The sequence below is a fragment of the Sinorhizobium chiapasense genome, assembly GCF_036488675.1.
Classification (GTDB): domain Bacteria; phylum Pseudomonadota; class Alphaproteobacteria; order Rhizobiales; family Rhizobiaceae; genus Sinorhizobium; species Sinorhizobium chiapasense.
In genome coordinates this window covers 79,576-101,403 of the sequence record NZ_CP133149.1, presented here as the reverse complement: position 1 = coordinate 101,403, position 21,828 = coordinate 79,576, and the positions used below count along the sequence as shown (strand labels likewise).

General features: G+C 59.0%; 23 protein-coding genes and 2 pseudogenes. 15 read left to right on the top strand and 10 right to left on the bottom strand.

Features of this window, described 5'->3' with window-relative positions; translation table 11 throughout:
• Window positions 1–47 precede the first annotated feature (47 nt).
• The 6 genes from RB548_RS21105 to RB548_RS21080 are packed head-to-tail and all read right to left on the bottom strand — an operon-like array spanning window position 48 to window position 3,323.
• Window positions 48–464, bottom strand: a complete 417-nt coding sequence (locus RB548_RS21105) for a hypothetical protein (protein WP_331375072.1) — start codon at window positions 462–464, stop codon at window positions 48–50.
• Between the two features lie 22 nt (window positions 465–486).
• On the bottom strand, window positions 487–1,080 hold the full coding sequence (locus RB548_RS21100; protein WP_331375071.1) for a hypothetical protein: 594 nt from the start codon (window positions 1,078–1,080) through the stop codon (window positions 487–489).
• Window position 1,081: 1 nt separating this feature from the next.
• Window positions 1,082–1,486: a hypothetical protein gene (locus RB548_RS21095; protein WP_331375070.1), complete on the bottom strand. Its 405-nt coding sequence runs from the start codon at window positions 1,484–1,486 to the stop codon at window positions 1,082–1,084.
• Complete coding sequence (locus RB548_RS21090; RefSeq protein WP_331375069.1) at window positions 1,487–2,188, bottom strand: thermonuclease family protein; 702 nt, start codon at window positions 2,186–2,188, stop codon at window positions 1,487–1,489.
• On the bottom strand, window positions 2,185–2,718 hold the full coding sequence (locus RB548_RS21085; RefSeq protein WP_331375068.1) for a thermonuclease family protein: 534 nt from the start codon (window positions 2,716–2,718) through the stop codon (window positions 2,185–2,187). Before RB548_RS21085 ends, RB548_RS21090 begins: the two co-directional genes overlap by 4 nt.
• Window positions 2,715–3,323, bottom strand: a complete 609-nt coding sequence (locus RB548_RS21080) for a hypothetical protein (RefSeq protein WP_331375067.1) — start codon at window positions 3,321–3,323, stop codon at window positions 2,715–2,717. Before RB548_RS21080 ends, RB548_RS21085 begins: the two co-directional genes overlap by 4 nt.
• A gap of 222 nt (window positions 3,324–3,545) precedes the next feature.
• On the opposite strand from RB548_RS21080, the gene RB548_RS21075 reads away from it, so the two are divergent.
• The 13 genes from RB548_RS21075 to RB548_RS21015 are packed head-to-tail and all read left to right on the top strand — an operon-like array spanning window position 3,546 to window position 16,481.
• The gene (locus tag RB548_RS21075; RefSeq protein ID WP_331375208.1) at window positions 3,546–4,457 is read left to right on the top strand and encodes a lytic transglycosylase domain-containing protein; all 912 of its coding nucleotides are present in this window, start codon (window positions 3,546–3,548) and stop codon (window positions 4,455–4,457) included.
• A gap of 11 nt (window positions 4,458–4,468) precedes the next feature.
• Window positions 4,469–4,807 carry a TrbC/VirB2 family protein gene (locus RB548_RS21070; RefSeq protein WP_015241462.1) on the top strand — a complete coding sequence of 113 codons (339 nt, stop codon included), beginning with the start codon at window positions 4,469–4,471 and terminating at the stop codon, window positions 4,805–4,807.
• Between the two features lie 3 nt (window positions 4,808–4,810).
• Window positions 4,811–5,110: a type IV secretion system protein VirB3 gene (locus RB548_RS21065; RefSeq protein WP_331375066.1), complete on the top strand. Its 300-nt coding sequence runs from the start codon at window positions 4,811–4,813 to the stop codon at window positions 5,108–5,110.
• 2 nt (window positions 5,111–5,112) lie between these two features.
• Entirely contained in the window at window positions 5,113–7,572 is a 2,460-nt protein-coding gene (locus RB548_RS21060; RefSeq protein ID WP_331375065.1) for a VirB4 family type IV secretion/conjugal transfer ATPase, read from the top strand.
• Complete coding sequence (locus RB548_RS21055) at window positions 7,569–8,657, top strand: lytic transglycosylase domain-containing protein (protein ID WP_331375064.1); 1,089 nt, start codon at window positions 7,569–7,571, stop codon at window positions 8,655–8,657. Before RB548_RS21060 ends, RB548_RS21055 begins: the two co-directional genes overlap by 4 nt.
• An 11-nt stretch (window positions 8,658–8,668) precedes the next feature.
• Entirely contained in the window at window positions 8,669–9,370 is a 702-nt protein-coding gene (locus RB548_RS21050; RefSeq protein WP_331375063.1) for a type IV secretion system protein, read from the top strand.
• A complete protein-coding gene (locus RB548_RS21045; RefSeq protein ID WP_331375062.1) occupies window positions 9,360–9,587 on the top strand; it encodes a hypothetical protein in 228 nt (75 codons plus the stop codon). Before RB548_RS21050 ends, RB548_RS21045 begins: the two co-directional genes overlap by 11 nt.
• A gap of 15 nt (window positions 9,588–9,602) precedes the next feature.
• Window positions 9,603–10,631: a type IV secretion system protein gene (locus RB548_RS21040; RefSeq protein WP_331375061.1), complete on the top strand. Its 1,029-nt coding sequence runs from the start codon at window positions 9,603–9,605 to the stop codon at window positions 10,629–10,631.
• A gap of 38 nt (window positions 10,632–10,669) precedes the next feature.
• Complete coding sequence (locus tag RB548_RS21035; RefSeq protein ID WP_331375060.1) at window positions 10,670–11,365, top strand: virB8 family protein; 696 nt, start codon at window positions 10,670–10,672, stop codon at window positions 11,363–11,365.
• Window positions 11,362–12,171 (top strand): P-type conjugative transfer protein VirB9, encoded by an 810-nt coding sequence (gene virB9 / locus RB548_RS21030; RefSeq protein ID WP_331375059.1) that lies wholly within the window; start codon window positions 11,362–11,364, stop codon window positions 12,169–12,171. Before RB548_RS21035 ends, virB9 begins: the two co-directional genes overlap by 4 nt.
• Window positions 12,171–13,382 (top strand): type IV secretion system protein VirB10, encoded by a 1,212-nt coding sequence (gene virB10, locus RB548_RS21025; RefSeq protein WP_331375058.1) that lies wholly within the window; start codon window positions 12,171–12,173, stop codon window positions 13,380–13,382. The genes virB9 and virB10 overlap by 1 nt, the downstream gene beginning before the upstream one ends.
• Window positions 13,363–14,391, top strand: a complete 1,029-nt coding sequence (virB11, locus tag RB548_RS21020; RefSeq protein WP_331375201.1) for a P-type DNA transfer ATPase VirB11 — start codon at window positions 13,363–13,365, stop codon at window positions 14,389–14,391. The genes virB10 and virB11 overlap by 20 nt, the downstream gene beginning before the upstream one ends.
• Entirely contained in the window at window positions 14,388–16,481 is a 2,094-nt protein-coding gene (locus RB548_RS21015; RefSeq protein WP_331375200.1) for a type IV secretory system conjugative DNA transfer family protein, read from the top strand. Before virB11 ends, RB548_RS21015 begins: the two co-directional genes overlap by 4 nt.
• Window positions 16,482–16,742: 261 nt before the next feature.
• Here RB548_RS21015 and RB548_RS21010 read toward each other — a convergent pair whose 3' ends face one another.
• Entirely contained in the window at window positions 16,743–18,299 is a 1,557-nt protein-coding gene (locus RB548_RS21010) for a DUF1254 domain-containing protein (RefSeq protein WP_331375207.1), read from the bottom strand.
• A gap of 297 nt (window positions 18,300–18,596) precedes the next feature.
• Window positions 18,597–19,142, bottom strand: a complete 546-nt coding sequence (locus RB548_RS21005) for a hypothetical protein (protein WP_331375199.1) — start codon at window positions 19,140–19,142, stop codon at window positions 18,597–18,599.
• 179 nt (window positions 19,143–19,321) lie between these two features.
• Here RB548_RS21005 and RB548_RS21000 point away from each other — a divergent pair, with 179 nt between their 5' ends.
• Together RB548_RS21000 and RB548_RS20995 are read left to right on the top strand one after the other, a co-directional pair.
• Entirely contained in the window at window positions 19,322–20,299 is a 978-nt protein-coding gene (locus RB548_RS21000) for a helix-turn-helix domain-containing protein (protein WP_331375198.1), read from the top strand.
• A gap of 352 nt (window positions 20,300–20,651) precedes the next feature.
• Window positions 20,652–20,897 (top strand): annotated as a pseudogene (locus tag RB548_RS20995) (tyrosine-type recombinase/integrase); the annotation flags it as partial.
• A gap of 116 nt (window positions 20,898–21,013) precedes the next feature.
• Here RB548_RS20995 and RB548_RS20990 read toward each other — a convergent pair.
• Together RB548_RS20990 and RB548_RS20985 are read right to left on the bottom strand one after the other, a co-directional pair.
• Window positions 21,014–21,415 carry a hypothetical protein gene (locus tag RB548_RS20990; protein ID WP_331375197.1) on the bottom strand — a complete coding sequence of 134 codons (402 nt, stop codon included), beginning with the start codon at window positions 21,413–21,415 and terminating at the stop codon, window positions 21,014–21,016.
• Window positions 21,416–21,536: 121 nt separating this feature from the next.
• A pseudogene (locus RB548_RS20985) lies at window positions 21,537–21,740 on the bottom strand (chromate transporter); the annotation flags it as partial.
• Window positions 21,741–21,828: the final 88 nt, after the last annotated feature.

Below are 21,828 nucleotides of genomic sequence, written 5' to 3'. Positions count from 1 at the left end.
GTGTGAAGGGCAGAAGAATAAGCCGCCCTTGTTGGGCGGCTTCCTTCTTAGTTGATTGTGGCGACCCACTCGCCGGATGCTGACTTTGCGAAGCCGACGATTCGATCAACAGGCCGCGCTTCGGGTCCCATCTTAACTGCGGTCATGCAAGCGACACCTGGCCCGGCCCCGGCCTTGTCACATTGGCCGAGTGCCAGAGAGATTTCCGGCAGATTATTCCGATCCCAAACGAGAGGAGACGCCGCATGTGCTTTGCGGTAGGCGGCCAATGCTTCGGCTTCTGTCGGCGCTTCAACGGTCGGAATAGGGCAAAGAGATGGATCAGCGGAGATAGCCGCAACCAGTTCTGCTTTCGAGATGGCCAGAGCTTCAACTTTCGGCTCGGAGGTTGCAATGTAGGTGCCGCCGGCGCCAGCCGCTATACCGAGGGTGGCTGCGATCGCGATTATGGTGTTCTGGTGCATAGATTCTTCCTCTTAGGCAAGGCTAGGTGCGTAGATTGAACCAGAAGCGCTCTTTGACGCCCTTGTCGTTGGGAATGTCGAAGAACCAGGGATTTGCGCGCCGCGGACGGGGGGAAGTTACCTGCACGTTGCAGCCGTTGTAGCGATTGTCGCGATTCCCGAAATGGTCGCTGTTGCCGCTGATGGACCTTACGGTCACGCCGTTACGCTGGTTGGCGTCCTCGTCACCATAGAGGCGGTTGTACTCGCTGCGGTTCTCGCATCTGTCCACGACCCGGATGCATTGGTCCTCCTCGTTGCGGCGGCGCAAGCCGTTGTCGTTCCCATCATTGCTGGAGGTGGCGCGCGCCCCTGCAGGGCAGTCCTCGAACTCGTGCCGACCTGGCTCGCCGGCCTTCGCCTCGTGGCAAATGGGCCAGTCAAATCCGGGCCGCGACATTGCGGCTATCAGCTTCTTCATAGGTGGAACGCAATAGGGAACGCCCTGCCAGGACGGAGATTGAGAAGCAGCACAAAGGAGAACCTGGCAGCCCCAGGAAGCATCTTGTGCCTTTGCGCCCGTGGGCGCGAAGGCAAGCGCAGCAAGAGCGGCTGCGGGATAAAGTAGGCGTTTCATGTCAGTTGGCCCTCGTGATGGTTGCGGCTGGAGCTTCCCGGTCGACGAATAGCTTGTCGAGCGGTGTGGCGTGGTGCACTCGACCGCCCGCTGCGTAGAGGACGGCGGCGACGAGCGCGAAGGCTGAGAACCAGAGGATCCCGATCCGAAAAAACATCGGCTGGTTGGGAATGTCCCTGCAAAGCGGTGGAAAGGCGAAAAGGCCCACGAGAAAGCTGTCCAGCGCCAGATGACGTTGATCGAGAAAGAGGATCGAAAGGATCAGGAGCACCAGGGCCAACGGACCGTGCACCCACCAGATTCGTTCCGAAACGACGATGAGCGCAAACGATAAGGGAATGGCGAGCATTAAGCTCGCCAGCGGATCGGTTGCGAATGAGCTCGCAATATGTGCGAAGTCGGGCAACTATCGGTCTGTCCTCTTGGGTTTTTTCCGCGCGTCGATGAAGGGAGGCGATATTTCGCTTTCCCGTTCGACAAGCAGGTTGAAATCAGCGATCGGCTGGCGGTCTAGCGTCTTGTCGACGGCCTTGCGACGCCACTCGTTCATGTCGAGGACGTAAGTGGCCCACATGCCATAGCGAGCCGCGATCGCGTGCTGCTGATAGGCCAGGTATTGACTGTTGTATGAATAGGGCGACGCGACACGCGCCCATCCGACACGAAGCATCTCGACCGCAATATCGCGGCCGGCTGACGTGCAGCGCGCTTGGGGGATACCGTCATTGCCATAGCCCAAGACGGTACACTCGACCGGTTTGCTGCCTATGGTCCTCTTGAGCCAAGCCTTTGAAAGTGGGCCGCACGGAACCGGTGAAGGCGCATTTTGCCGCTCGCGATCCACCCACTTGGGATCAATCGCCCACTGTGGGAGCTCGCACGCGTCGATCTCGACGAGGCGAACGCGCTGCGCATATTGCGGATACCACAGGGTACGGCCGTCCATGACGGCGACTCGGCCTTTGTAGACCGGATTTTGGTAAATCGGAGCTTCGCTCAATCTCTGCGGTGGCCGAGCCGCCGCGGCCGGAGTCTTGATGAGATCCGCGGCTGTCGCTGCATGGGGGATCGTAGCGAGCGCGGCGGCTGCAAGTAGGTATCGCTTCATTCTGCCTTCCTGGTTCGCGCATTCACCTCGCGGCTCAAGAGAATGGCCGGATGCTGGACGTCTTCGAACTGCCAGAGGCCGGCACGCTTATCGCGCGCAAGTTTCTCAGCCACGGAATAGGGGACGTGATAGGGCATGCCCTCACCGTTGAGGGCCGCGAAGGCGTATCCGCCCGTGATCAGGACGTTTGCCAGATCAAGCCGCTCCTTCCCAACTGTGGCGTAGCAGACGACGTAAGCGATACCGTCTTTCTTCACCACCGGGGCGCAAACGGGTTTGGTGTCTTTGATATAGGCCGCCAGCACGGCAAGGGATGCCTCGCCGCAGTCGCGTTTCTGCCCGTGCTTGTCCGTATAGGCAGTGCCGCGCAAACAGGACTGGACGCCATAGAGGCGGAATCTTTCACCATTGGAAACCCACGTGTCGCCAGTTTCCAGGGTGACGCCAGGAAGAAGATCGAAATAGCCTGCGGGCGCTGCGGATACGGATGTCGGCAAGAGAGCCAACAGAAGGGAAAGAGCCTTTCTCATTGACCCTTCACCCTCGGATCGGCCCACATTCCGAATGACCCCTTCTGGCCAATCTCCTCAGCTTTGGAGAGATCCGGACGAACGGGAGTCCCATCTGGCTTTTTTGCGAGGCGGAGCGCGCCGAGCGACAAAAGCTGCTCCTCGAACATATCGACGGAGTCGAGGCTACCGGGGAAATTATAGTAGCCGTAGCAGGTGGCGTTCTGGACGGGCGAACCTTGCTCGCTCACGAAGGCACGGCAAAACACGACCTTCGGGTTTTGTAACAGGATCTGAAGCTGTTGCTGCGCATAATCGGCGCAGCTCCCGGCGAAGTCTTCACTGCGATTGACCATTTCGCCCTTGCATGGCTCCAGGCCAAAAAGGTGCAGTATTGTCTTGTCATCCACGCGAAAGTCGGTCGGTGAAACGGCCTTAAATCCGGCTGTTGTTGCATAGCCCTTCCGATCGGCGACCTTCCCGCTTCCGTCGTAATATTCGAGCACGAGAACCGTCTTGCCCGGCGCTGCGAGCGATTTGATGTAATCCTTGTTGATGTCCGAGACGGACAAAGCAGGTGTTGCTATAGCGCAACTTGCGAGTGCGGCGATGATGGTCCGTTTCATTATCTAGCCCTTACCCATATTGCTTCAGCTCGTTCCCCTGCAATAGGGGGTTTAAGTCTGACTCGAAAAGTTGTATCGCTGAACCAAATCGATGCGATACCTTCATCAGCTTAGTTGGTTTTCGTTTCGATCACAACACCGCAAGTTAGGCGCGCGGCGATGGAAAAAAGGGCTAGATTTGCAGGCGTTTTGGGCTGGGCCGCTTTGACGGGAAGCGCCCTTTTGTGCACGAGCTGGGGTCCGATTTCTTACGCCAAAGATGGGCAGAAATCTGCGAATATCATAACAGCTAAAAGCACTTGGCCTATCGACAGCAAGGCGGTGCTTGCAACGAACTTCGATGAGCGCTGGCGCGGCTCAGAGAAGGAGTTCGTGCTAGGCGCTGATGGCGTAGTCAAGCAGGAAGATGCGGTTCAGAACAAAGCTGACAAAAGCCCCCGTGATTTTGGGGGTCTGCATCATATTGGTGCAGCTTTGAGCAATTTCGCCTCTTCCGAAACCGTGCCTAACAGGGTTAGGGAACCGCAAATTCCCATGGGCTCGGTACAGCAAATCGGTTCAGTTCGGCAGATCGATGACAACACCAAAGACGTGTATAAGTGCGGTCCTTCTCCGCTCAGCCCGGAAGAGGTTAAGTCTCTGGTTGTGCAGACGGCGCGCAAATATCGCGTCGATGAAGTCTTCGCGACGGCCATCGCCTGGGCGGAGAGCGGCTTTGACCAAAGCCGCAATTCCCCAAAGGGCGCGCGCGGACCGATGCAGCTCATGCCTGCTACGGCTGCGCGGTTCGGCGTTAAGGACATCTGTGATCCCGCTCAGAACATTGAGGGCGGGATGAAGTACCTGCGGTTTCTGCTTGATGAGTTTCAGAACACGCTCTTGGTCGCCGCTGCCTACAACAGCGGCGAGCAGCGGATCTACCAACACGGCGGCATCCCGCCGTTCCAGGAAACAGTCGGATACGTCGCCAAGGTGGTGAACTACCAGCTCGGGCTGCCAATGCCGTCGGCGAAAGGCAGGGCCAGGCCGGCCGCCGCTCCGCAGGCGGTCTCGGATGCGAGTGACAGCGGCGACGCCGGTGTCATCGCCGTGAAGAAGACCGGCAAGTTTGTCGGCGGTGTCATGCACTTTTGAAGGAGAGAAACATGCAATTTGAGATGCAAACGAGGAAGTCTCAGGCGGTGAAGCTCGCAGCCACGCTCGGCATCGTGGCGGCATTCCAAGTCGCGGGCGCTGATGTTGCTCTGGCGCAGAGTGCAGGCGGCGCCTTCGGGCCGCTGCAGACGGCGGTGCAGATGATCGTTGATTTCATCACCGGCCCGTTCGGTCGCCTGCTCGCGATCATCGCCGTTATTGGGCTTGGCTTTCTGGCATTCGCCGGACGCCTGTCGTGGTTCACGGCCGGCGCGGTCGTGATGGGCATCGGTCTGGTGTTTGGCGCACCCGCGATCGTCGACGAGATGATCTCGGCGGTTGGTCAGTGACCGATGAGTGAGTTTCAGGACGAAAAACCAGCTCTAACGCCGTTGGTGATCGGGTTAACCCGGTCCCCAACGCTTTGGGGCGTGCCCTACATGGCGGTGGTGCTGATCGTCGGCGTCACCATTATCGGCTGGCTTGCAACGAACGACCTCCTGGCGTTGCTCATCGCGCCGGTCGCTTACCTTGTCCTGTTCTCGCTCTGCACCTGGGACAACAGGATCCTCAACGTGATGCAGGTGACGTCCCGCAAGACGCCCCGCACGCCCAACAAGCGCTTTTGGGGCACCAACTCTTACGGACCGTGACCATGCTGAAAGTCGTCAAAGAAGAGCTTGGATTCGGCCGGGTCGCCAGCAATGAGCGGCCCATGTCGACTCATATTCCGTATCTCCGACACGTCTCCGACACAGTGATCGGGCTGGAAAACGGCTCGCTTCTAAGCGTCATCAAACTCGATGGACTGTTCTTCCAGACGGAGGACCAGGCTGAGCTCAACATGCGGTCGGTCGTCCAGAACACGATGATCCGTGCCTTGGGGTCGAGCCGCTATTCTCTTTGGTCGACCGTGATCCGGAGAGAGGTCGAAACGCAGATCGGTGGCGCCTTCGACGAACCATTCTGTGACCTGTTGAACAAGCGCTACATGGGGCAGCTGCGCCACAAGCGCATGTTTACGAACGAAATATACTTGACAATCGTGCGGTCTGGGATGCGGGGTGCACTTGGCGTCGGCGACACGCTGAAGAGGATCTTCGACAAGGCCAACAAGGACGCTCGGGTCCAGCAAACGCGCGAAGACGTCACCGAGCTCGAAGAGCTGATCGGCAACATAGTGCGTGATCTGCACAAGTATGGAGCCCGGGCGCTCGGCATTACCTATCGTCGCAGGAACGACGACGAGGCCAAGATTGAAGGGCAGGAGGAAAAGGAAAGGGGCGACCCCTATTCCGAGCCCTGCGAATTCTTCAATACGATTCTGACCTGCGGCGTACCGCGCAAAATGCGCCTGCCCCGCATGGGAATCCGCAATTACGTCGGCACGTCGCGACTGCATTTCAGCAAGCGGACCATGCAGGCTCAAGCGGCGGTCGACGAAGACAGCCGTTTTGGGGCGCTGTTATCGATCAAGGAATATCCGCCCTTTACCGGCCCGGGCATGCTCGATGGCCTGTTGCAGGTGAACCACGAATTCATCCTGACGCAATCCTTCACGATCGCCGACAAACCAATTGCGCAAGAGCGCATCAGCCGCCTCCAGCGGCAAATCCGGGCATCGGACGAGTCCGGTAGCTCAGTCGAACAGGATATCGACTATGCGCTCAATAGCCTGATGAACCAGGAAGCCGTCTTCGGCTTCCACCATCTTTCGCTCCTATGCCTCTCCCGCGATCTCCCGGTCCTTAGCCGCACCGTTTCCGAACTCGGTGCTTGCCTCACCGACATGAACCTCACCTGGCTTCGCGAGGATCTGAACCTCGAAGCGGGATTTTGGGCGCAACTGCCCGGCAATCACAGCTACATTGCTCGCAAAGCGATGTTGTCGAGCGCAAATTTTTCCGGCCTGTCCTCCATGCACAATTTCGCGACGGGCCAGGCGGATCGCACTCATTGGGGACTGCCGATCACAATCCTCGAAACCACGTCGCAGACGCCGTACTGGTTCAACTTCCATCGCCGCGACATCGGGCACTTCCTCGTCACGGGACCAACCGGCTCCGGTAAAACGGTCGCATTGACTTTCCTGCTCGCACAGGCGATGCGCGTTTCACCGACGCCGAAAGCCGTGTTCTTCGACAAGGATCGCGGCGCGGAAATCTTCGTAAGGGCTATTGGCGGTTCATATGAGGTGCTGTCGCCGGGAACGCCGACCGGCTTTAACCCGCTGCAGCTCGAAAATACCGGCCCAAACCGCGAATTCCTCCTTCGCCTCCTGAAGGCAATGCTGCGCTCCGGTGATCGCAGCGACTTCACTCAGGAAGATGAGGATACGCTAGAGCGGGCGATCGTCCGCCTGATGCAAGAACCTGCGGCGGAGCGCAACCTGGCGAACTTGGCCGGGCTGCTGGTAGGCCGGTCGCGGGCGGATGCCAATGACCTTCACTCTCGCCTTCGGCCTTGGATCGAAGGAGAAAAGGCGTGGCTCTTCAACGCCCAGCACGACGTCCTTTCTCTCTCGGGGCGCAGCGTCTTTGGGTTCGACATGACGAACATCCTCGGCAACGAGGATCTTCGCACGCCGGCGCTGATGTACCTCTATCATCGCCTTGACGAGCTGCTCGATGGAAACCCGGTCATGTTCTTCATGGACGAGGGCTGGCAGCTCCTTATGGACGAGACATTTTCGGCGTTCATCGTCGACAAGATGAAAACCATCCGCAAGCTCAACGGCATTGTTGGCTTCGGCACCCAGTCCGCGGCGGATATCGCCAAGGCAAAGGCTTCGCATACGCTGATTGAGCAGTCGGCGACGAACATTCACTTTCCGAACCCGCGGGCAGACGAAGAGAGCTACATCAAGCGCTTTGGCCTGACGGTGAAGGAATTCAACTTCATCAAGAACACTCCGCCCGAAAAGCGAACTTTCCTGATCAAGCACGGCAATGACTCGGTCATCGCTCGGCTCGATCTCTCCGCCATGCCCGATCTCGTGAAGGTGCTTTCCGGCCGCAAGGAGACCGTCGAGGAGTGCGCGGCGCTTCGGGAACAATATGGCGACGAGCCTGAAAATTGGCTCGCTGAATTTTGCGGATGGGAGAAGGCCGAATGAGGAAGAGTCCTGCTTTGTGGGTGATTTCTGCGCTGTGGCTCGGTGCCTCCGGAACGGCGCACTCTCAGGTGCCGGTGCTTGACGGCAAGGTGCTCGAGACCGACACCAAACGCGACCAGACGACGACGGAAATCGAGAAGACGGATAGTGACCGTCATTCCGTCAGCAAGAGCGTGACCTGCTCGATGTATCGTCCAGGTCGCAGCGGTGACGCCGCTTCCGCTGCAACGGCCAACCCGGAAATTACCGGGCTCGTGAAGCGAGTGGCCCAGGAAGAAGGCGTCGACGAAAGCCTCTTCATGGCGCTCGTCTATCAGGAAAGCCGGTTCAATCCGTGTGCGAAATCGCCGGTCGGCGCCATTGGGCTTTCTCAGCTTATGCCGGGTACGGCAAATGATCTCGGAGTCAATCCCTATGACATGGAAGACAATCTTCGTGGCGGCGCGCGCTATCTGAAGCAGCAGCTTCGCCGTTTCAACGGCAACACCAATCTGGCGTTGGCCGCCTATAACGCGGGTCCTGGTAACGTCCAGAAGTGGGGCGGAATCCCGCCTTTCAAGGAAACGCAGGGGTATGTGGCGAACATCACCCGAAAGTGGCTTCCTGCCTTTGGCGGCTCCGACGTTGCCAGCATTCCGGCGAATTATGGTGGCGGTTCTACCGCCTTCACCGGCATGCGGGACTCCACGATTAATTCGATGGCGACATCCCAGGCGATCGGGGAAAGCAGCGGAAACGTTGCCTCTTGGCTGCAGCAATTGGGCGCAATGTCCAGCGGGACGATCCAAGACAGTTGGGATCACAATTCCGGCGCGCGTAATGCCAATCTCGAAATGATGAACCAGGTCATCCGCCTCGGCACGACGATGGCGGACCTCATGAATTCTCGTAGTGCGGCCGATGTCGGCAATCTTTCCGGCGCATCACGTACGAGCGAAATCAAGAATGATGACGACGAGACGGACCGCGAAACGACCGGCGTTTGCGATCCCCGCGAGGGTCTTGAATGGAGCCCGACAGAAAAGGCTTGCGTCCAGAAGCGGGAGCGCGAAGCCAACGTAGATCTGATGTTGACCGCTCAATGAGGAGAACTGCCATGAAACGTTTGATTTTAACGGCGTGCTCGGTGGCCCTTGCGTCCGCAGCGTTCGCGCAAGTCCCGGTCATCGACGCTGCAAATCTTGAGATTGCGCAGAGAACGTCGAAAACCACCGATGACATTCTCGGCACCAACAAGGAAGTCCTGAAAACGGTCCAGGACACTCTTGAGGCGGTGACCGGCGATCGCGGTAGCGACGCCAATCAGATGCAGAACCTTGCCGTCGGCAATGGCTTCAGCGTCTCTCAAATGCCGTCCTTCGACAGCCTGATGTCGGGCGGCGTTCCGAACTTCGGCGGCATGGGCGGCGATGTTGCCAAGGTGGCAACGAACTTCATCAACGGCCTGCAATTGGTGAAGAACCTGTCCGGCCAGGCAGGCAGCTCGTTTTCGGGCGACAAATCGTATGAAGAGATGGTCAACACCGTTCTCGGTGTAGCGGCGCTCGTGACTGGCTCGCAGCAAGCCGTCCAGACGCGCCGCACCTCGTTCGAGCAGGCGGGCGCAAATATCGGCCAAGCCAAGGACATCAAGGGCTCCATCGATCAGAACACACAGCTTCAGGTCCAGGCAGGCCTGACGATCAACGAGCTGATCGGCGTCATGAACGGCGCCGTGTCTTCGCTCCAAGCCGATAACCAGCGGCGTCTGACGGACATTTCCAACTCGAAGAAGGCGCTCTCCTACAGTGACCAGTAAAATCACCATGACGGCAAGGGTTCTGTTTTTAGTCCTAATCGCGGCCGGCCTCGCCGGCTGCGGTACGGCGGCCAAGGAGAAGACCGCACCCTGCAAGAGACCTGCCAATCTAACTTCTTACGCGCCGGATCCTCGCCAGGAATGCGGACCGATGATGAGCGTCAATGGTGATGCAGCGGCCGCCCTGGCGGCAATCGAGGCAATCGCGGCTGAATAAGGACAATTTGCAACGATGCACGATTTCTTGGGCGATCTGCTCGACAGAATTGAACAGACAGGCGCGGATTTCGCTGAGCAAGCCTATGGGATTGTCGGCGATGAGATCGTGCCGCTGCTCACCATCATGTTCATCGCATATGTGGGATACTACGGGCTCCAACTCTTCATGGGAACGGCCCGCATCAGCGTCAGCGAGATCATTGGTCGCGTGGCCCGTATGTTGATCATTCTGGCGCTGGTCAGGGAGTGGGACTACTTCAACACTCTTTTCTATTCCTGGCTGAATAACACTCCGGAAGATGTGGGCCGGGCGATCCTGACCGCCACCGGGACAGGCATCACAGAGCCGACAAACGGCCTTTCGATGATCTGGAAAACGGCAAACGAGGCCGCTTCTGCCTTTGCGGAACAGTCCGGTTATTTCGCGGTACTCCCGTCCATGATCGGTTTTCTGATCATGCTTGCAGTGGCGGTTTTCATTGCAGTGGCTCTGGCGATCCTACTCCTTGCCAAGGTGATGATGTGGGTGCTGATCGGGACCGCACCTATCTTCATCGGCTGCATGCTCTTCCAACAGACAAGAGGCATGGGCGTCGCCTGGTTCCAGCAGGTGCTGATGTATGCGCTGATCCCACTATTCGTCTACGTCGTGGCTGCATTCCTGATCTCAGCGATGGACCCGGAACTGACAAAGGTCACGAGCGCTGCAAACCAGCGGGAACTTCAGCTTAGCGACATTTCCGCTTTCCTGCTCCTCTGCGCCGCAGGCGCATTTGTCCTCTTCAACATTCAGGTTCTCGCGCAGGGCATTACCGGTGGCGTGGCCGCCGGCATCGGCAACGTAGCGCGCGCCGTCGGCCGATTTGCAGGCGTATCGGCACCAATATCCGCCCTGTCAGGCGGGCAACGTCTGGCGGGGTCAATCGGCAATGCCGGGATGCAAGCCAGGGCACGGACCCAGGAAGGCATGAGAACCAACATTCGCAACGCCGCTGCTGAAGCGATGCAGAACCGCATTAGCGGCAACAGCATGCCTCGCTGAGGCGCGAAAATAAGGGCTAGATGTAAGGGCTAGAACGGATGGCAGAAACGAATGACGCAGCTCTTCGGAGCTACTTTCAGGACGGCGATCGTTGGGAACAGGAGATCGTCAAAAAAGCCAAGCGATCGCGCTCGCTCGCATGGTTCGTCACGATGATATTCGGCGCGATTACCCTGCTGTCGCTGACGGCATTGGTGATGCTCGTTCCGCTGAAGACCTTTGAGCCGTACATCGTCGAGGTCGACAAGAACACCGGCTATATGGAGGTGAAGACCGGCCTGACCCGGTCTGCCAAGCTGACCGACCAACAGGCGGTCACCCAAGCGAATGTCGTGCGCTATATCCGATCTCGCGAAGGCTACGACCCCTTCGCGATTGAGCAGAATTTCGGCATCGCCGCCCTACTCTCCACTGATGATGCGGCCCGCGAGCTGCAGGAGCTTTACAGTGCGGCAAATCCCAACAATCCCGCAAAGGTCCTCGGCAAGAACAAGAAGGTCACGGTCGACATCAAGTCCGTCACCTTCTCCAATGCGAGCACGGCCTTGATCCGGTTTTCGACGACCGAAAAATCGGACACGGATTCCATCGTTCGTCACTATATCTCGGTCGTTCGCTATCGCTATACGGACACGCCGGCAACGAACGAATGGCGCTTTGAGAACCCCTTGGGCTTCCAGGTCTACAACTACCGTCGCGATCAAGAGACGGTTACGCCCGGAGGAGAGGAATGATCAAACGCCTCCTGCTTTCCGCGGCCTGCGCGGCCGCGATGATGACTCACGCCCATGCTGCGCAGGCACCTCGCCCGGGCAGCCTCGATTCGCGCGTGACCAGCGTCGTCTATCAGTCCAATAACGTGGTGAAGGTCTCTGCCACCTACGGCATCTCCACCATGATCATCTTTGATGAGGACGAAAAGTTCGAAACGATCTCGCTTGGCGACACCGACAGTTGGCAGGTTGCCCCTTCCGAGAAGGGCAACATTCTGTTCGTGAAGCCGATCGCAAAGAATGTCGCCACCAACATGAATGTTGTGACCAGCAAGAGGATCTATTTCCTCGAGCTCAACGACCATGCTCCGTCAGATGGCAAGCAGGTGTTCGGGATCCGCTTCGTCTATCCCGAGAAGGATCTAAATGCCGCGCTCCGCAAGGAGGCTGAGTACCGGGCGGCCTACCCGAACATGTCGAATGTCGACAAGGCCAACGTCAACATCGACTATTCGTTTTCCGGTGACGCGGCGTTGAAGCCCTTGGTGATTTTCGACGACGGGAAAAAGACCTTCTTCAAGTTCGGCAGCCGGGTGCCGGCGATTTTTGCCGTCCAGGCCGACTTTTCCGAGACGCTGCGCAATTTTCGGAAGGAGGGCGAGTACATCGTCGTCGATGGTGTCGCGACGCAATACACGCTGCGCGAGGGCAATCAGTGGACCTGCATCTTTAACCTTCGCAAGCCCGACTTCGGCGCTCCGGATCCTGCCATTCTCGGTCCGGCTCCTGACACCAAGGCGACGAAACGTAGGAGGAGCGGCAACTAATGAAGCGCAGCCCTGAACTTGAGGCCATGACGGCCGCCGATGAGACGGCCGTCAGCAACAGGAACACTGGACGGAATCAAACCATCGGCATGGCTGCCCTACTTCTGGGGGGCGCTGTCGCCGCCTATTTCGTGCTTGCCACGGCAGGAGAAAAGCCGCGCGACGTCGCGGATAGCGACGAAGAGTTTCAGACGACCACTTTCCGGCCGCCGTCGTTCGTGCGTGAGCAAGAAGAGCCGAAGCCGGAAATAGAGCCTGCGGTCATCAATCTGCCCCCTCCTCCGGAGCCAGTTGAAGAAGAGCCCGCCGATACCACGGAGTTCAACGTTCCACCGCCACCAGAGGTCGTTGAAGCCACGCCCGAGATTGCGCCTGTCGAAGAGTTTCCCGAACGCTATAAGTCAGGGCTGATCTCGCTTGATCAGAAAGGCAATGGCAGCGGCAACGGAGGTTTTCCAGGCGAAGTCGATTCCGGGCTCAGCGTTGCCGGCGAAGACCGTAACAGCAAGTACCTCGCTGCGGCCTCGAGTCTCGCCGATCGGAGCGCAAAGGCACGGCAGATCGAACGGATCGACGCCATGATACCGGAAGGAACGTTGATCCCCGGCATCCTCGAGACCGCAATCAACAGCGATCTGCCCGGCCAGATTCGTGCGATCACGTCACAGGACGTCTATTCCTTCGACGGGAGGCGCGTCCTCATCCCGACCGGAACGCGCCTCATAGGCGAATACCAGTCCGAGATTACCCGCGGACAGAAGCGCATTTTCGTCATCTGGACCCGGCTCATTCGCGATGACGGCGTGTCGGTGCGCCTTAACTCCATCGGCACAGATAGCTTGGGGCGCTCGGGCTTGACCGGCCACGTCGACAACAAGTGGCGCGAGCGGTTCGGCTCCGCAATCATGCTTTCGGTCGTCGGCGCCGGTGCCAGCTTTCTGACTGGCTACGGAAGCGACGAGGCGTTCGGCGACAACAACAGCGAGGCACAACGTGGCGAGGAGCTCGCCCGCGAAACCATCGCCGAGACCTTCTCGGACATGGCGAACCAGGCGTTGAGCGAAAACCTGCGTATTCCTCCCACCATTAGCGTCAGCCAAGGCGAGCGGATCTTTGTCTACGTGCGCCAGGACCTCGATTTCAGCGCCATGTATGACGACCCGGTCACCGAAGCGATGAAGGAGATTCAACGTGAACGTCGCCGCAGGTAACGCCACTACGATCAAGCGCGATCCGCATTATTTCCTCAACCGCGCTCTCGAACCGATCAGGGAATTTCTTGACGATCCGAGGGTGGTGGAAATCGCCGTCAACAAACCGGGTCATGTCTATGTGGAGCGGTTTGGCGCCGATTACATGGAGCATCATCTGATCGACGCCCTGACGGGTGATGAAATCCAGAACATCGGCGAGCGTGTTGCGGCTGCGACGGACCAGTTCATCAGCCGCTCCAAGCCGATCCTCAGCGCCGCGCTTCCGACCGGCGAGCGTATCCAGATCGTCTTGCCGCCGGCGGCCCCCGAAGGCGGCTCGATCTCGATCCGCAAGCAGGTGGTCAATAACTTCACGCTCGAGGAGTATCGCGACAACGGATCGCTCGATAAGGTATCTGTAGCCGTCGGCGGCCTCAGTGATATCGATCGCGAGCTGATAGGACATCTGCGCGCCAATCGGATTTACGACTTCATCCACACCGCGATCACCAAGCGAGTCTCTATCCTCATCAGCGGCGGCACTTCCTCCGGTAAGACGACCTTCCTCAATGCCTGCCTGAAGAGCGTCGATCTGCACGAACGGATCATCACGCTCGAGGACACGCGAGAGCTCTTCCCGCCGCAATCAAATGCCGTTCACCTGATCGCGTCGAAGGGTGACCAGGGCACAGCGGACGTGACCATTCAAAGCCTGCTCGAGTCATCGCTGCGCATGCGACCGGATCGCCTGTTCGTCGGTGAAATTCGAGGCGCAGAGGCTTTTTCCTTCCTCCGGGCAATCAACACCGGCCATCCCGGCAGCATGTCGACGGTTCACGCCGATACGCCGATGGGCGCTTATGAACAGCTCGCCATGATGATGCAGCAAGCCGGCATGTCGGCGGGTTTTTCGAAGCAGGATCTGATGTCGTATATCCAGATGGTCACCCCGATCGTCATCCAGCTCCGCCGTGAAGGCGGCAAGCGCGGCGTCTCTGAGATCTTCTTCGCCCGGGATGAATCATGACGAAGCAGCTCCAGGCCTTCTATCTGCTCTTTTGCGTCGGGATAGCGTTCGTTGTCTGGATGCTCGGATACGGCCTGGGGCTTCAGCTCTTCTACAAGGACGGTCGGATCCTCGAAACGACGATCACGAGCAATCCCTTCGCTCCGATTCAACAGTTCTGGCATTATAAAACGAGCCCTGCCCTGCAGAAGGTCGCGCTTGGTTCGATGGTGCCGGCGCTGCTGGTGGCGGGCCTCGTCGCCTACATCGGACTGAAACCGACGAGCAGCCCATTGGGGGATGCCGCCTTTCAGGATATGGCTTCGCTACGACGCGCGAAGTGGTTCCGCAAACAGGGCCATATCTTCGGCCGGGTCGGGCGGAACATACTCCGCACCAAGGACGACCGGCATCATCTGATCATCGGCCCGACGCGCTCGGGTAAAGGCGCGGGCTATGTGATCCCCAATGCGCTGATGCACGAAGGCTCAATGATCGTTACCGATCTCAAGGGCGAAGTCTTCAAGGCGACGGCGGGTTATCGCCGCCAGAACGGCAGCCAAGTCTTCCTATTCGCGCCTGGCTCCGAAAAGACCAACAGCTATAACCCGCTGGACTTTATCCGGCCGGAGCGCGGCAATCGCACGACCGACATTCAAAACATCGCCAGCATTCTTGTGCCCGAGAACACCGAATCGGAAAATTCGGTGTGGCAAGCGACCGCCCAACAGGTCCTTGCCGGGGTGATCAGCTACATCACGGAGAGCCCCTTCTACAAAGACCGGCGCAACCTCGCCGAGGTCAATTCCTTTTTTAACAGTGGCGTCGATCTCCAGGCGCTCATGAAATACATCAAGGAAAAGGAGCCCTACCTTTCGAAGTTCACCGTCGAGAGCTTCAATTCCTACATCGCCCTATCGGAACGGGCCGCCGCGTCTGCTCTCTTGGACATTCAAAAGGCTATGCGGCCTTTCAAAAATGAGCGGATCGTTGCCGCGACCAATGTCACTGACATGGATCTTCGCGCAATGAAGCGTCGGCCGATCTCGATCTACCTGGCGCCGAACATCACCGACATCACCCTGCTGCGCCCCCTCCTGACCCTGTTCGTGCAGCAGGTAATGGATATTCTCACGCTCGAGCACGATCCTAATTCCCTCCCCGTCTACTTTTTGCTCGACGAGTTCCGGCAGTTAAAGCGGATGGACGAGATCATGACCAAGCTGCCTTATGTAGCTGGCTATAACATCAAACTCGCATTCATAATCCAGGATCTGAAGAACCTCGACGAGATCTACGGAGAAACGTCCCGCCATTCCCTGCTCGGCAATTGTGGCTATCAGCTCGTCCTCGGCGCCAACGACCAGGCCACAGCCGAGTACGCATCCCGCGCGCTCGGAAAGCGCACGATCCGCTACCAATCGGAATCCCGCACGATCGAACTGATGGGCCTGCCTCGCCGCACGAAGGTAGAGCAGATTCGCGAACGCGATCTGATGATGCCGCAGGAGGTCCGGCAAATGCCGGAGAATAAGATGATCCTGCTCATCGAAGGACAACGGCCGATCTTCGGGGAAAAGCTTCGCTTCTTCCAAACACAGCCCTTCAAATCAGCCGAGGCGTTTTCTCAGGCTAACATTCCGCAAGTGCCGGAAGTCGATTATCTGTCACCGAAGCCCGTTCCGGCGACAACTCCAGAATATGCCAAGGGGCGATATCCTTCCGTCGAAATTCCCTCGCCGGCGCCAGTGACGGAGGAGAAGCCTTTGACGGCCGCCGCGGCGGAGGCAGCTCCGGTCAAGGCAGAACCTGCGGCAGATGAGAAAGCTGCAGCACCTGCCAAACGCACCGTCAATAAAAAGGCGCTGCGCCCGAAGCATAAGGCTGCAAACACTGGTGGTGCGGAAGCATCTGCAAGCCTCGATGCAATGGAAGCCCGGATAAAGGCCATCGAGGAGGGCCTCAAACCAAAGGCCGCGCAGCTCAAGGAAGTGGTCGAGACGACAGCTGAGAAGCTTGGCGACAAGTCTCCGACCAAGCGCCGCAACATCATGGACATCTTCAGCACGACTGTGCCTGATCCCGTCGAAGTTGATGTCCCGGCCGAATAGCTTTCGGAGACCGCTTCCGACCCCTGGCTGTATTACACAGCCTGGACCGGAGCCAGACGAAGGGTTGGCGAACGTCTCGAACTGACCCACTCACGACCCTGATGAAGGCGAATTCTCGACCCGTTGCGGACTTTTTGTCGAAGCAAGTCCACCTGCAAGTTTTGGATTTACTGCGGACACTAGATTGACGTTCGGCAATGAACAGGATCGGCCAGGTGGCCGATCCCTTGACGTCGCGCGCTGCTACGCTCGCCGCCGACTTTACTTCACGAGTTCGATCTCGCTCGGTCTCCACTCCTTGGTGAAGAACGGCTCCAGCGGGCTGTATAGGCGCAGGAGCGTGAACCAGCCCTTCTCCGGATCTGTCTGGATCCAGTTGCCGGGCGCGACGCCTTCGGGCTGCGTCGGACCGAACCACACGGTGGTCGTGCCGTCGGCGGCAGCCTCGGCGGCGGGCGAGGGATAGCTCTGGCTGCCGGCGCGCGGATACTTTTGCGGCGTCTGCAACATCGAGCGCGTTTGGTTGTCGTAGAGCGTGAGGGACCAGAAGGCTTCGGCCGGGATGTCCTTGGGCAATGTCACCTTGTAGGTCCTTGCGCCGTCATAGGGGTTTCCTTCGGCATCGAGGAAGCCCATCAGATACTGTGAGCCCACGCCCGGAATGCGCATGATCATGCCGGGCGAGTCGAGCGTGTAGCCGTAGTAGAAGGCCGTGCGTGAATCGAGGGTGCGGGCGCCGGTCGGCGGAAGCGGCTTGAACCTGCCCTGTTCGAAGAGCGGCGGCGGCGTCTCGAAGAACGCGCCGCCTTCCCACAGCATGCTGCCCCACTGCGAACCTTCGTAAAGGGCCCAATCGGGGTGCTGCATGGCATAGCGCCAATTGAGCGCCCGGCCGGTTGCCTGGCCGAACGCAGCCGCGTCCGACAGGATCTTCTTCATCCGGTCGTCGGGCGCGAATTCCTTGCCGTGCACAATCCCGATTGCGGCAAGCTGCCCGGCGAGTTCCACGTCATAGCTGGTGGCGGGCTGGCTTTGGACGTTTTCGTTGATCAACTCGAAGAAGCCGTAGTCGCTGGGCGGGATGGTGTTGAACGACAGCCCGCTGCCCTCGATGAAGGTCGTCTCGGGGATCTTCGGTTCGCCAGCGATGCGAACGGTTCCCTCAAGAGCCTGGGCGATGCTCGTGCCCCAGGAGCCCGGCTGATAGGGGTAGATCTTAAGGTTCTCTTTGACGTTCTTCACGGTCGGTTTGGGGTCGTTATCGACGAGATAGGCCCGCGCGGCGTAGAGGGCGAGGTTAGTCTTCGAATGGGCGACAAAGTAGCCGCCCTCTGGCAAGGGGCCGTCATAATCCGGCCCGACGATCAGGTACTTGCCGCCGAGCCCACGGTCGGGGCCGGGGCCGCCGATGTCGATGATCCAGGAGAACCACAGGTCGTTGATGGTGCCGACAGCGTTCGACGGCTGCTCGACTACCACCGGGCCATTGCTCAGATCGAGCGTGGTGAAGTAGTAAATCGTGTCGGCATTCGCCGTCAGGAAGAGCGAGTTCGAATCCATAAGGTCGGAGAAGATGACGACATCGCCAGGCTTGGCGCCGATTTCCTCAATCCCCTTGACAATCGCCAGGGCCGAGGCGCCGCGGAAGCTGTTGTTGTAGGCGCTGAGGGCATTGGTGAAGTCTAGCGTGTCGTAGACCTTCTGCGCCGTTTCGGCCGTCGGTACACCGTCCTTGAATTCGAGCGTACCGATACTGGTCTCGACCTCGTCCGGCGTGACGAGCGAAGGCGGGATTGAGGCAGCCTGGGCCGCAGCCATTTGAGGCCATGCCAGCGCGGCGCAGGACGCGACGGATAAAAGAAGTCTAGAAAACTGCTTCATAGTGTCGTCTCCCCTTTCATTGTCATTCTGTCGGGGGCATCACCGCTCAATGGCAAATCATTGGCATGCCCGAATAAATCCAAAGAGCACCGGCTGCGATGCCGCCTATCCAAGCAAGTAGCCGTCGTTCTTGCCACACCCACCTCGGAAGAAGTGGGTGTGATGGTTGGGTAACGGCGTGAAGGTTTCGACTGGTCATCATAAGCCCTCCGTGAACAAGCTGCCTGACAAGTGTCATCGAAATTCGCGCGATGCCCTGCGGATCCCGGCGAACGCATAACAGGTGCCGACCACGTAGACGGCTATGCTGAGTCCCTGCGCCACAAGCCAAATGTTCTTGCCAGCTTGTACCGGCTCGAAAAAGAAATTCGGCCAGAAATAATTAAGAACCGCATAGCCAACCCCAGCGGTCACGAGTTCGGCGATCAGGCCGTATGCGCAAAGCGTGGGCGCAATGCGCTCATGCCTGGAAATGTCCGGGGACGGGCCCTGCCGCACTATGGCCAGATAGCAAAGCCCGATGGCAATCATGCCAAGGCCGCCAGTCTTGAGGGTCAATTCCGCCAGTATAGCCGGACAGCCCCACCAGAGTGTCATGTTTTTCAGAAAGACCGGACCGACGTCTCCGGCCAAGGCCCCATGGATGTAGTGGGCGATCGGGATGAATCCGGTCACGAATCCTGTAATGAACAGCCCCAGACCCCAGTGGATGAATTTCCAGCTTAGCGCCGTAGGCGTGACAGCGGTTTGGCCGTCAATTGCAATAGCCGCGTTGCTCATCGCCGACTCCCTGCGCATTCGTTTGTCGCCAAGTCCGGCTCCAGCATATCGGTGAGTGACCGTACCGCGAGAACCGGCACCGCCAAGAGTATCCCTTCGCCGGAAAACGACTATCCGCATCCTGCAAAAACGGTGTTAGGCTATCAGCATCCTGCAATTTCCGATAGGCATAGCCACCTATGGTCCAACTGCCGCCCGCACCCCAAGTCGTCGAAGACCGCTTCGACGATATCGACGCCTTGGCGGCGAGCGCGCTCGCATGGGACCAGCATTATGAGCAAATCGGTCGCGGCCGCTTCGAGGGCCGGTTGACGCAGTTCCTGATGGGCGACGTGCAGTTGGGGCGCGAGAGCTGGTCGCCGGGGGTGCTGCAGCGCGGCTGCGCGCCGGCCGGCACTTGGGTATTCGGCCTGCCGCTTTTCGCCGAAGGCTCGCTGCATGTCCGCCGAAGGCCGGCGCCTCCAGGCCAACTCCTCGCTGCCACCTCGCGTGACGATGTCGGCTTTACCGCGACAGGACCAACCGCGCTCATGATCGTCGTGCTGCCCACTCGGTCGATTGATCACTGGGTGCAGGTGCGGCGAGGCATCGAAAGTCTGGACGTCGACCTGCCGTCGCCGCGCTGGCAGGTTCCGGCCGCCGAAATGACGCAGCGGGCCGAGACGCTATCCTGCCTACTGAAAGCGTTGACGACCGGATCCGACGACCTGTTCGGAGAACGCAGCCTTCAGAATGTCGAATCGCAGATATTCGAAGTCATCCTCGGCATGATCCCGTCCGCCGAAGTCATCGAGCCTCTCCACAGCCGTGCCCGAATCGCGCGGGCCGTGTTGTCATTGCTGCGCGAACGGCTCAACGATCCTCCCAATATCACCGAACTGTGCGCGCTGGTCGGCGCAAGGGAACGCACCCTTTATCTGAGTTGCGTAGAGGCCTTCGGTCGTCCGCCTGCGACACTGCTTGCCGAGCTGCGTCTCAACGCGGCGCATCGTTCGCTGCTGAATCCCGAAAAGGAGATAAGCGTTACGGCGGTCGCCGCGCTGTACGGGTTCACGCATTTCGGCCGCTTCGCCGCGGTCTACCGTCGCCAGTTCGGAGAGCTGCCATCGGTCACCTTAGCTAAGACACAGGGCATCCGAGCCGTCACGAGAGAATGAAAGCGAAGGCGGAGGACCTGCAAACCCGCTTTGGACAGGCCTTCCGTAGATTTCTGCTTGTCCTGAATTTGCGGACATTGCCTAGTCTGTGCCTGGACAGCACCTGATGGCCATAGCGGTCATTATGTCTGAAAGCCGGGAAACCATGGTGATTAGGGAGGCGGGCGGCTTTGCCGGCCGCCCGCCTCCCTTGATCGATTAGTTGCCTGGTTTGTTCTTGATTGCTGCTTCGATCTGCTTCTTCACAGCATCGAGGTTGAACGAGGCTGGATCTTGCATCGGCGGATAGTCGATCGCCGTGAGCGCCAGTTTCGTAACCTCCTGCTGGACGCTGACAAACCGCCAGGCCTAGCCGCACCTGTCGACGCGTCAGTATGGCAGGATCGTCGAACGGTGGGTGTCGAGCATCGGGCTTGATCCCAAGCGCTACGGCACACATTCGATGAGGAGGACGAAGGCGGCCCACATTTACAAGAAGACAGGCAATCTGCGCGCCGTCCAGCTCCTGCTCGGCCACAAGAAGCTGGAGAGCACCGTGCAGTACCTCGGAATAGAGGTGGACGACGCCCTGGCCATTTCTGAGCAAGTGGAGCTGTAGCACTCAAGGCGGCGCCTCAATTCGAAGCGCCGCCCGCTCGCCTGCTGAGGCGAAAGTTCGACTTGTTGCAAGCATCGGGATTTGCTTGCCCTACGGCGCAAGTTGATCCCATCCGGTCATTCGTCCGACCGGCCACTCAGCCTCTGGAACCCGCCTGCAAAAATGTTCCCGGCGCGAACTCGCGCCGTCAGGGCCGAGCTTTCAATCCAGGCCTGGATTTCGGATGTCAGCCGGCCGAGAAAGATGACTTCCGCCAACGTCGCCGCTGCATGCAACGCGGTCATTTCGGGCCAGTTCATGGCGATGTCGTGGTGCCCGATCCAAGCGTCAGGATCCTTGTAGTCGATGACGCCGCGCGCCGTCCTCTCCGACGCGTTCACGAAGAACCTGTAGGACAGGACTCCCGGATGACCTTCGGCTTCGACCCGCGTTGCCAGTGCGCTTACGGCGATCTCAAAGGCTTCCGGCGCCCCCCTCAACTCGTATAGGTTCAGGATGGTGAGGCGGTTGTCGATCATGATTGAACCTCGATCCGAAACAAATTGCGTTGCGGAAACCGCAAGTACAGCCGGCACGGGATCAGATGCGGCAGCCAACCATACCATCAACAAGCCATTCCTCGCAGCCGTCGAAGTCGGGATAGCGCGCGCCGAGAATGCCGACTACGGCAGCGTTCGCGCCACGCATGGCGCCTTGAGCCATCGGGCGCTTCCGTAGGCTGTCCCAGAACGGCAACGCGCCCAAGAGCAGCAAGAATCCAGGCAGAGAGATCGCGACTAAGCAGATCGCTGCGCCAAGCAGGTCATCGGGGCCAGCCCCCATGACAGCGCCGAGATAGGCGGCGACCAATCTAGCGCTCTGCTGTCCGACGCTCGTCTAACGCCAAGTTTTTTGAGATATTGAGTATTCGGCAGATCGCCCGATCTACCCA

What these genes read in the sequence shown, in the direction of transcription:
- RB548_RS21105 (WP_331375072.1), bottom strand. Translation starts at nt 464, where the DNA reads ATGCACCAGAACACCATAATCGCGATCGCAGCCACCCTCGGTATAGCG.
- RB548_RS21100 (WP_331375071.1), bottom strand. Translation starts at nt 1,080, where the DNA reads ATGAAACGCCTACTTTATCCCGCAGCCGCTCTTGCTGCGCTTGCCTTC.
- RB548_RS21090 (WP_331375069.1), bottom strand. Translation starts at nt 2,188, where the DNA reads ATGAAGCGATACCTACTTGCAGCCGCCGCGCTCGCTACGATCCCCCAT.
- RB548_RS21085 (WP_331375068.1), bottom strand. Translation starts at nt 2,718, where the DNA reads ATGAGAAAGGCTCTTTCCCTTCTGTTGGCTCTCTTGCCGACATCCGTA.
- RB548_RS21080 (WP_331375067.1), bottom strand. Translation starts at nt 3,323, where the DNA reads ATGAAACGGACCATCATCGCCGCACTCGCAAGTTGCGCTATAGCAACA.
- RB548_RS21070 (WP_015241462.1), top strand. Translation starts at nt 4,469, where the DNA reads ATGCAATTTGAGATGCAAACGAGGAAGTCTCAGGCGGTGAAGCTCGCA.
- RB548_RS21065 (WP_331375066.1), top strand. Translation starts at nt 4,811, where the DNA reads ATGAGTGAGTTTCAGGACGAAAAACCAGCTCTAACGCCGTTGGTGATC.
- RB548_RS21060 (WP_331375065.1), top strand. Translation starts at nt 5,113, where the DNA reads ATGCTGAAAGTCGTCAAAGAAGAGCTTGGATTCGGCCGGGTCGCCAGC.
- RB548_RS21055 (WP_331375064.1), top strand. Translation starts at nt 7,569, where the DNA reads ATGAGGAAGAGTCCTGCTTTGTGGGTGATTTCTGCGCTGTGGCTCGGT.
- RB548_RS21050 (WP_331375063.1), top strand. Translation starts at nt 8,669, where the DNA reads ATGAAACGTTTGATTTTAACGGCGTGCTCGGTGGCCCTTGCGTCCGCA.
- RB548_RS21040 (WP_331375061.1), top strand. Translation starts at nt 9,603, where the DNA reads ATGCACGATTTCTTGGGCGATCTGCTCGACAGAATTGAACAGACAGGC.
- RB548_RS21035 (WP_331375060.1), top strand. Translation starts at nt 10,670, where the DNA reads ATGGCAGAAACGAATGACGCAGCTCTTCGGAGCTACTTTCAGGACGGC.
- virB9 (WP_331375059.1), top strand. Translation starts at nt 11,362, where the DNA reads ATGATCAAACGCCTCCTGCTTTCCGCGGCCTGCGCGGCCGCGATGATG.
- virB10 (WP_331375058.1), top strand. Translation starts at nt 12,171, where the DNA reads ATGAAGCGCAGCCCTGAACTTGAGGCCATGACGGCCGCCGATGAGACG.
- RB548_RS21015 (WP_331375200.1), top strand. Translation starts at nt 14,388, where the DNA reads ATGACGAAGCAGCTCCAGGCCTTCTATCTGCTCTTTTGCGTCGGGATA.
- RB548_RS21010 (WP_331375207.1), bottom strand. Translation starts at nt 18,299, where the DNA reads ATGGCTGCGGCCCAGGCTGCCTCAATCCCGCCTTCGCTCGTCACGCCG.
- RB548_RS21005 (WP_331375199.1), bottom strand. Translation starts at nt 19,142, where the DNA reads ATGAGCAACGCGGCTATTGCAATTGACGGCCAAACCGCTGTCACGCCT.
- RB548_RS21000 (WP_331375198.1), top strand. Translation starts at nt 19,322, where the DNA reads ATGGTCCAACTGCCGCCCGCACCCCAAGTCGTCGAAGACCGCTTCGAC.
- RB548_RS20990 (WP_331375197.1), bottom strand. Translation starts at nt 21,415, where the DNA reads ATGATCGACAACCGCCTCACCATCCTGAACCTATACGAGTTGAGGGGG.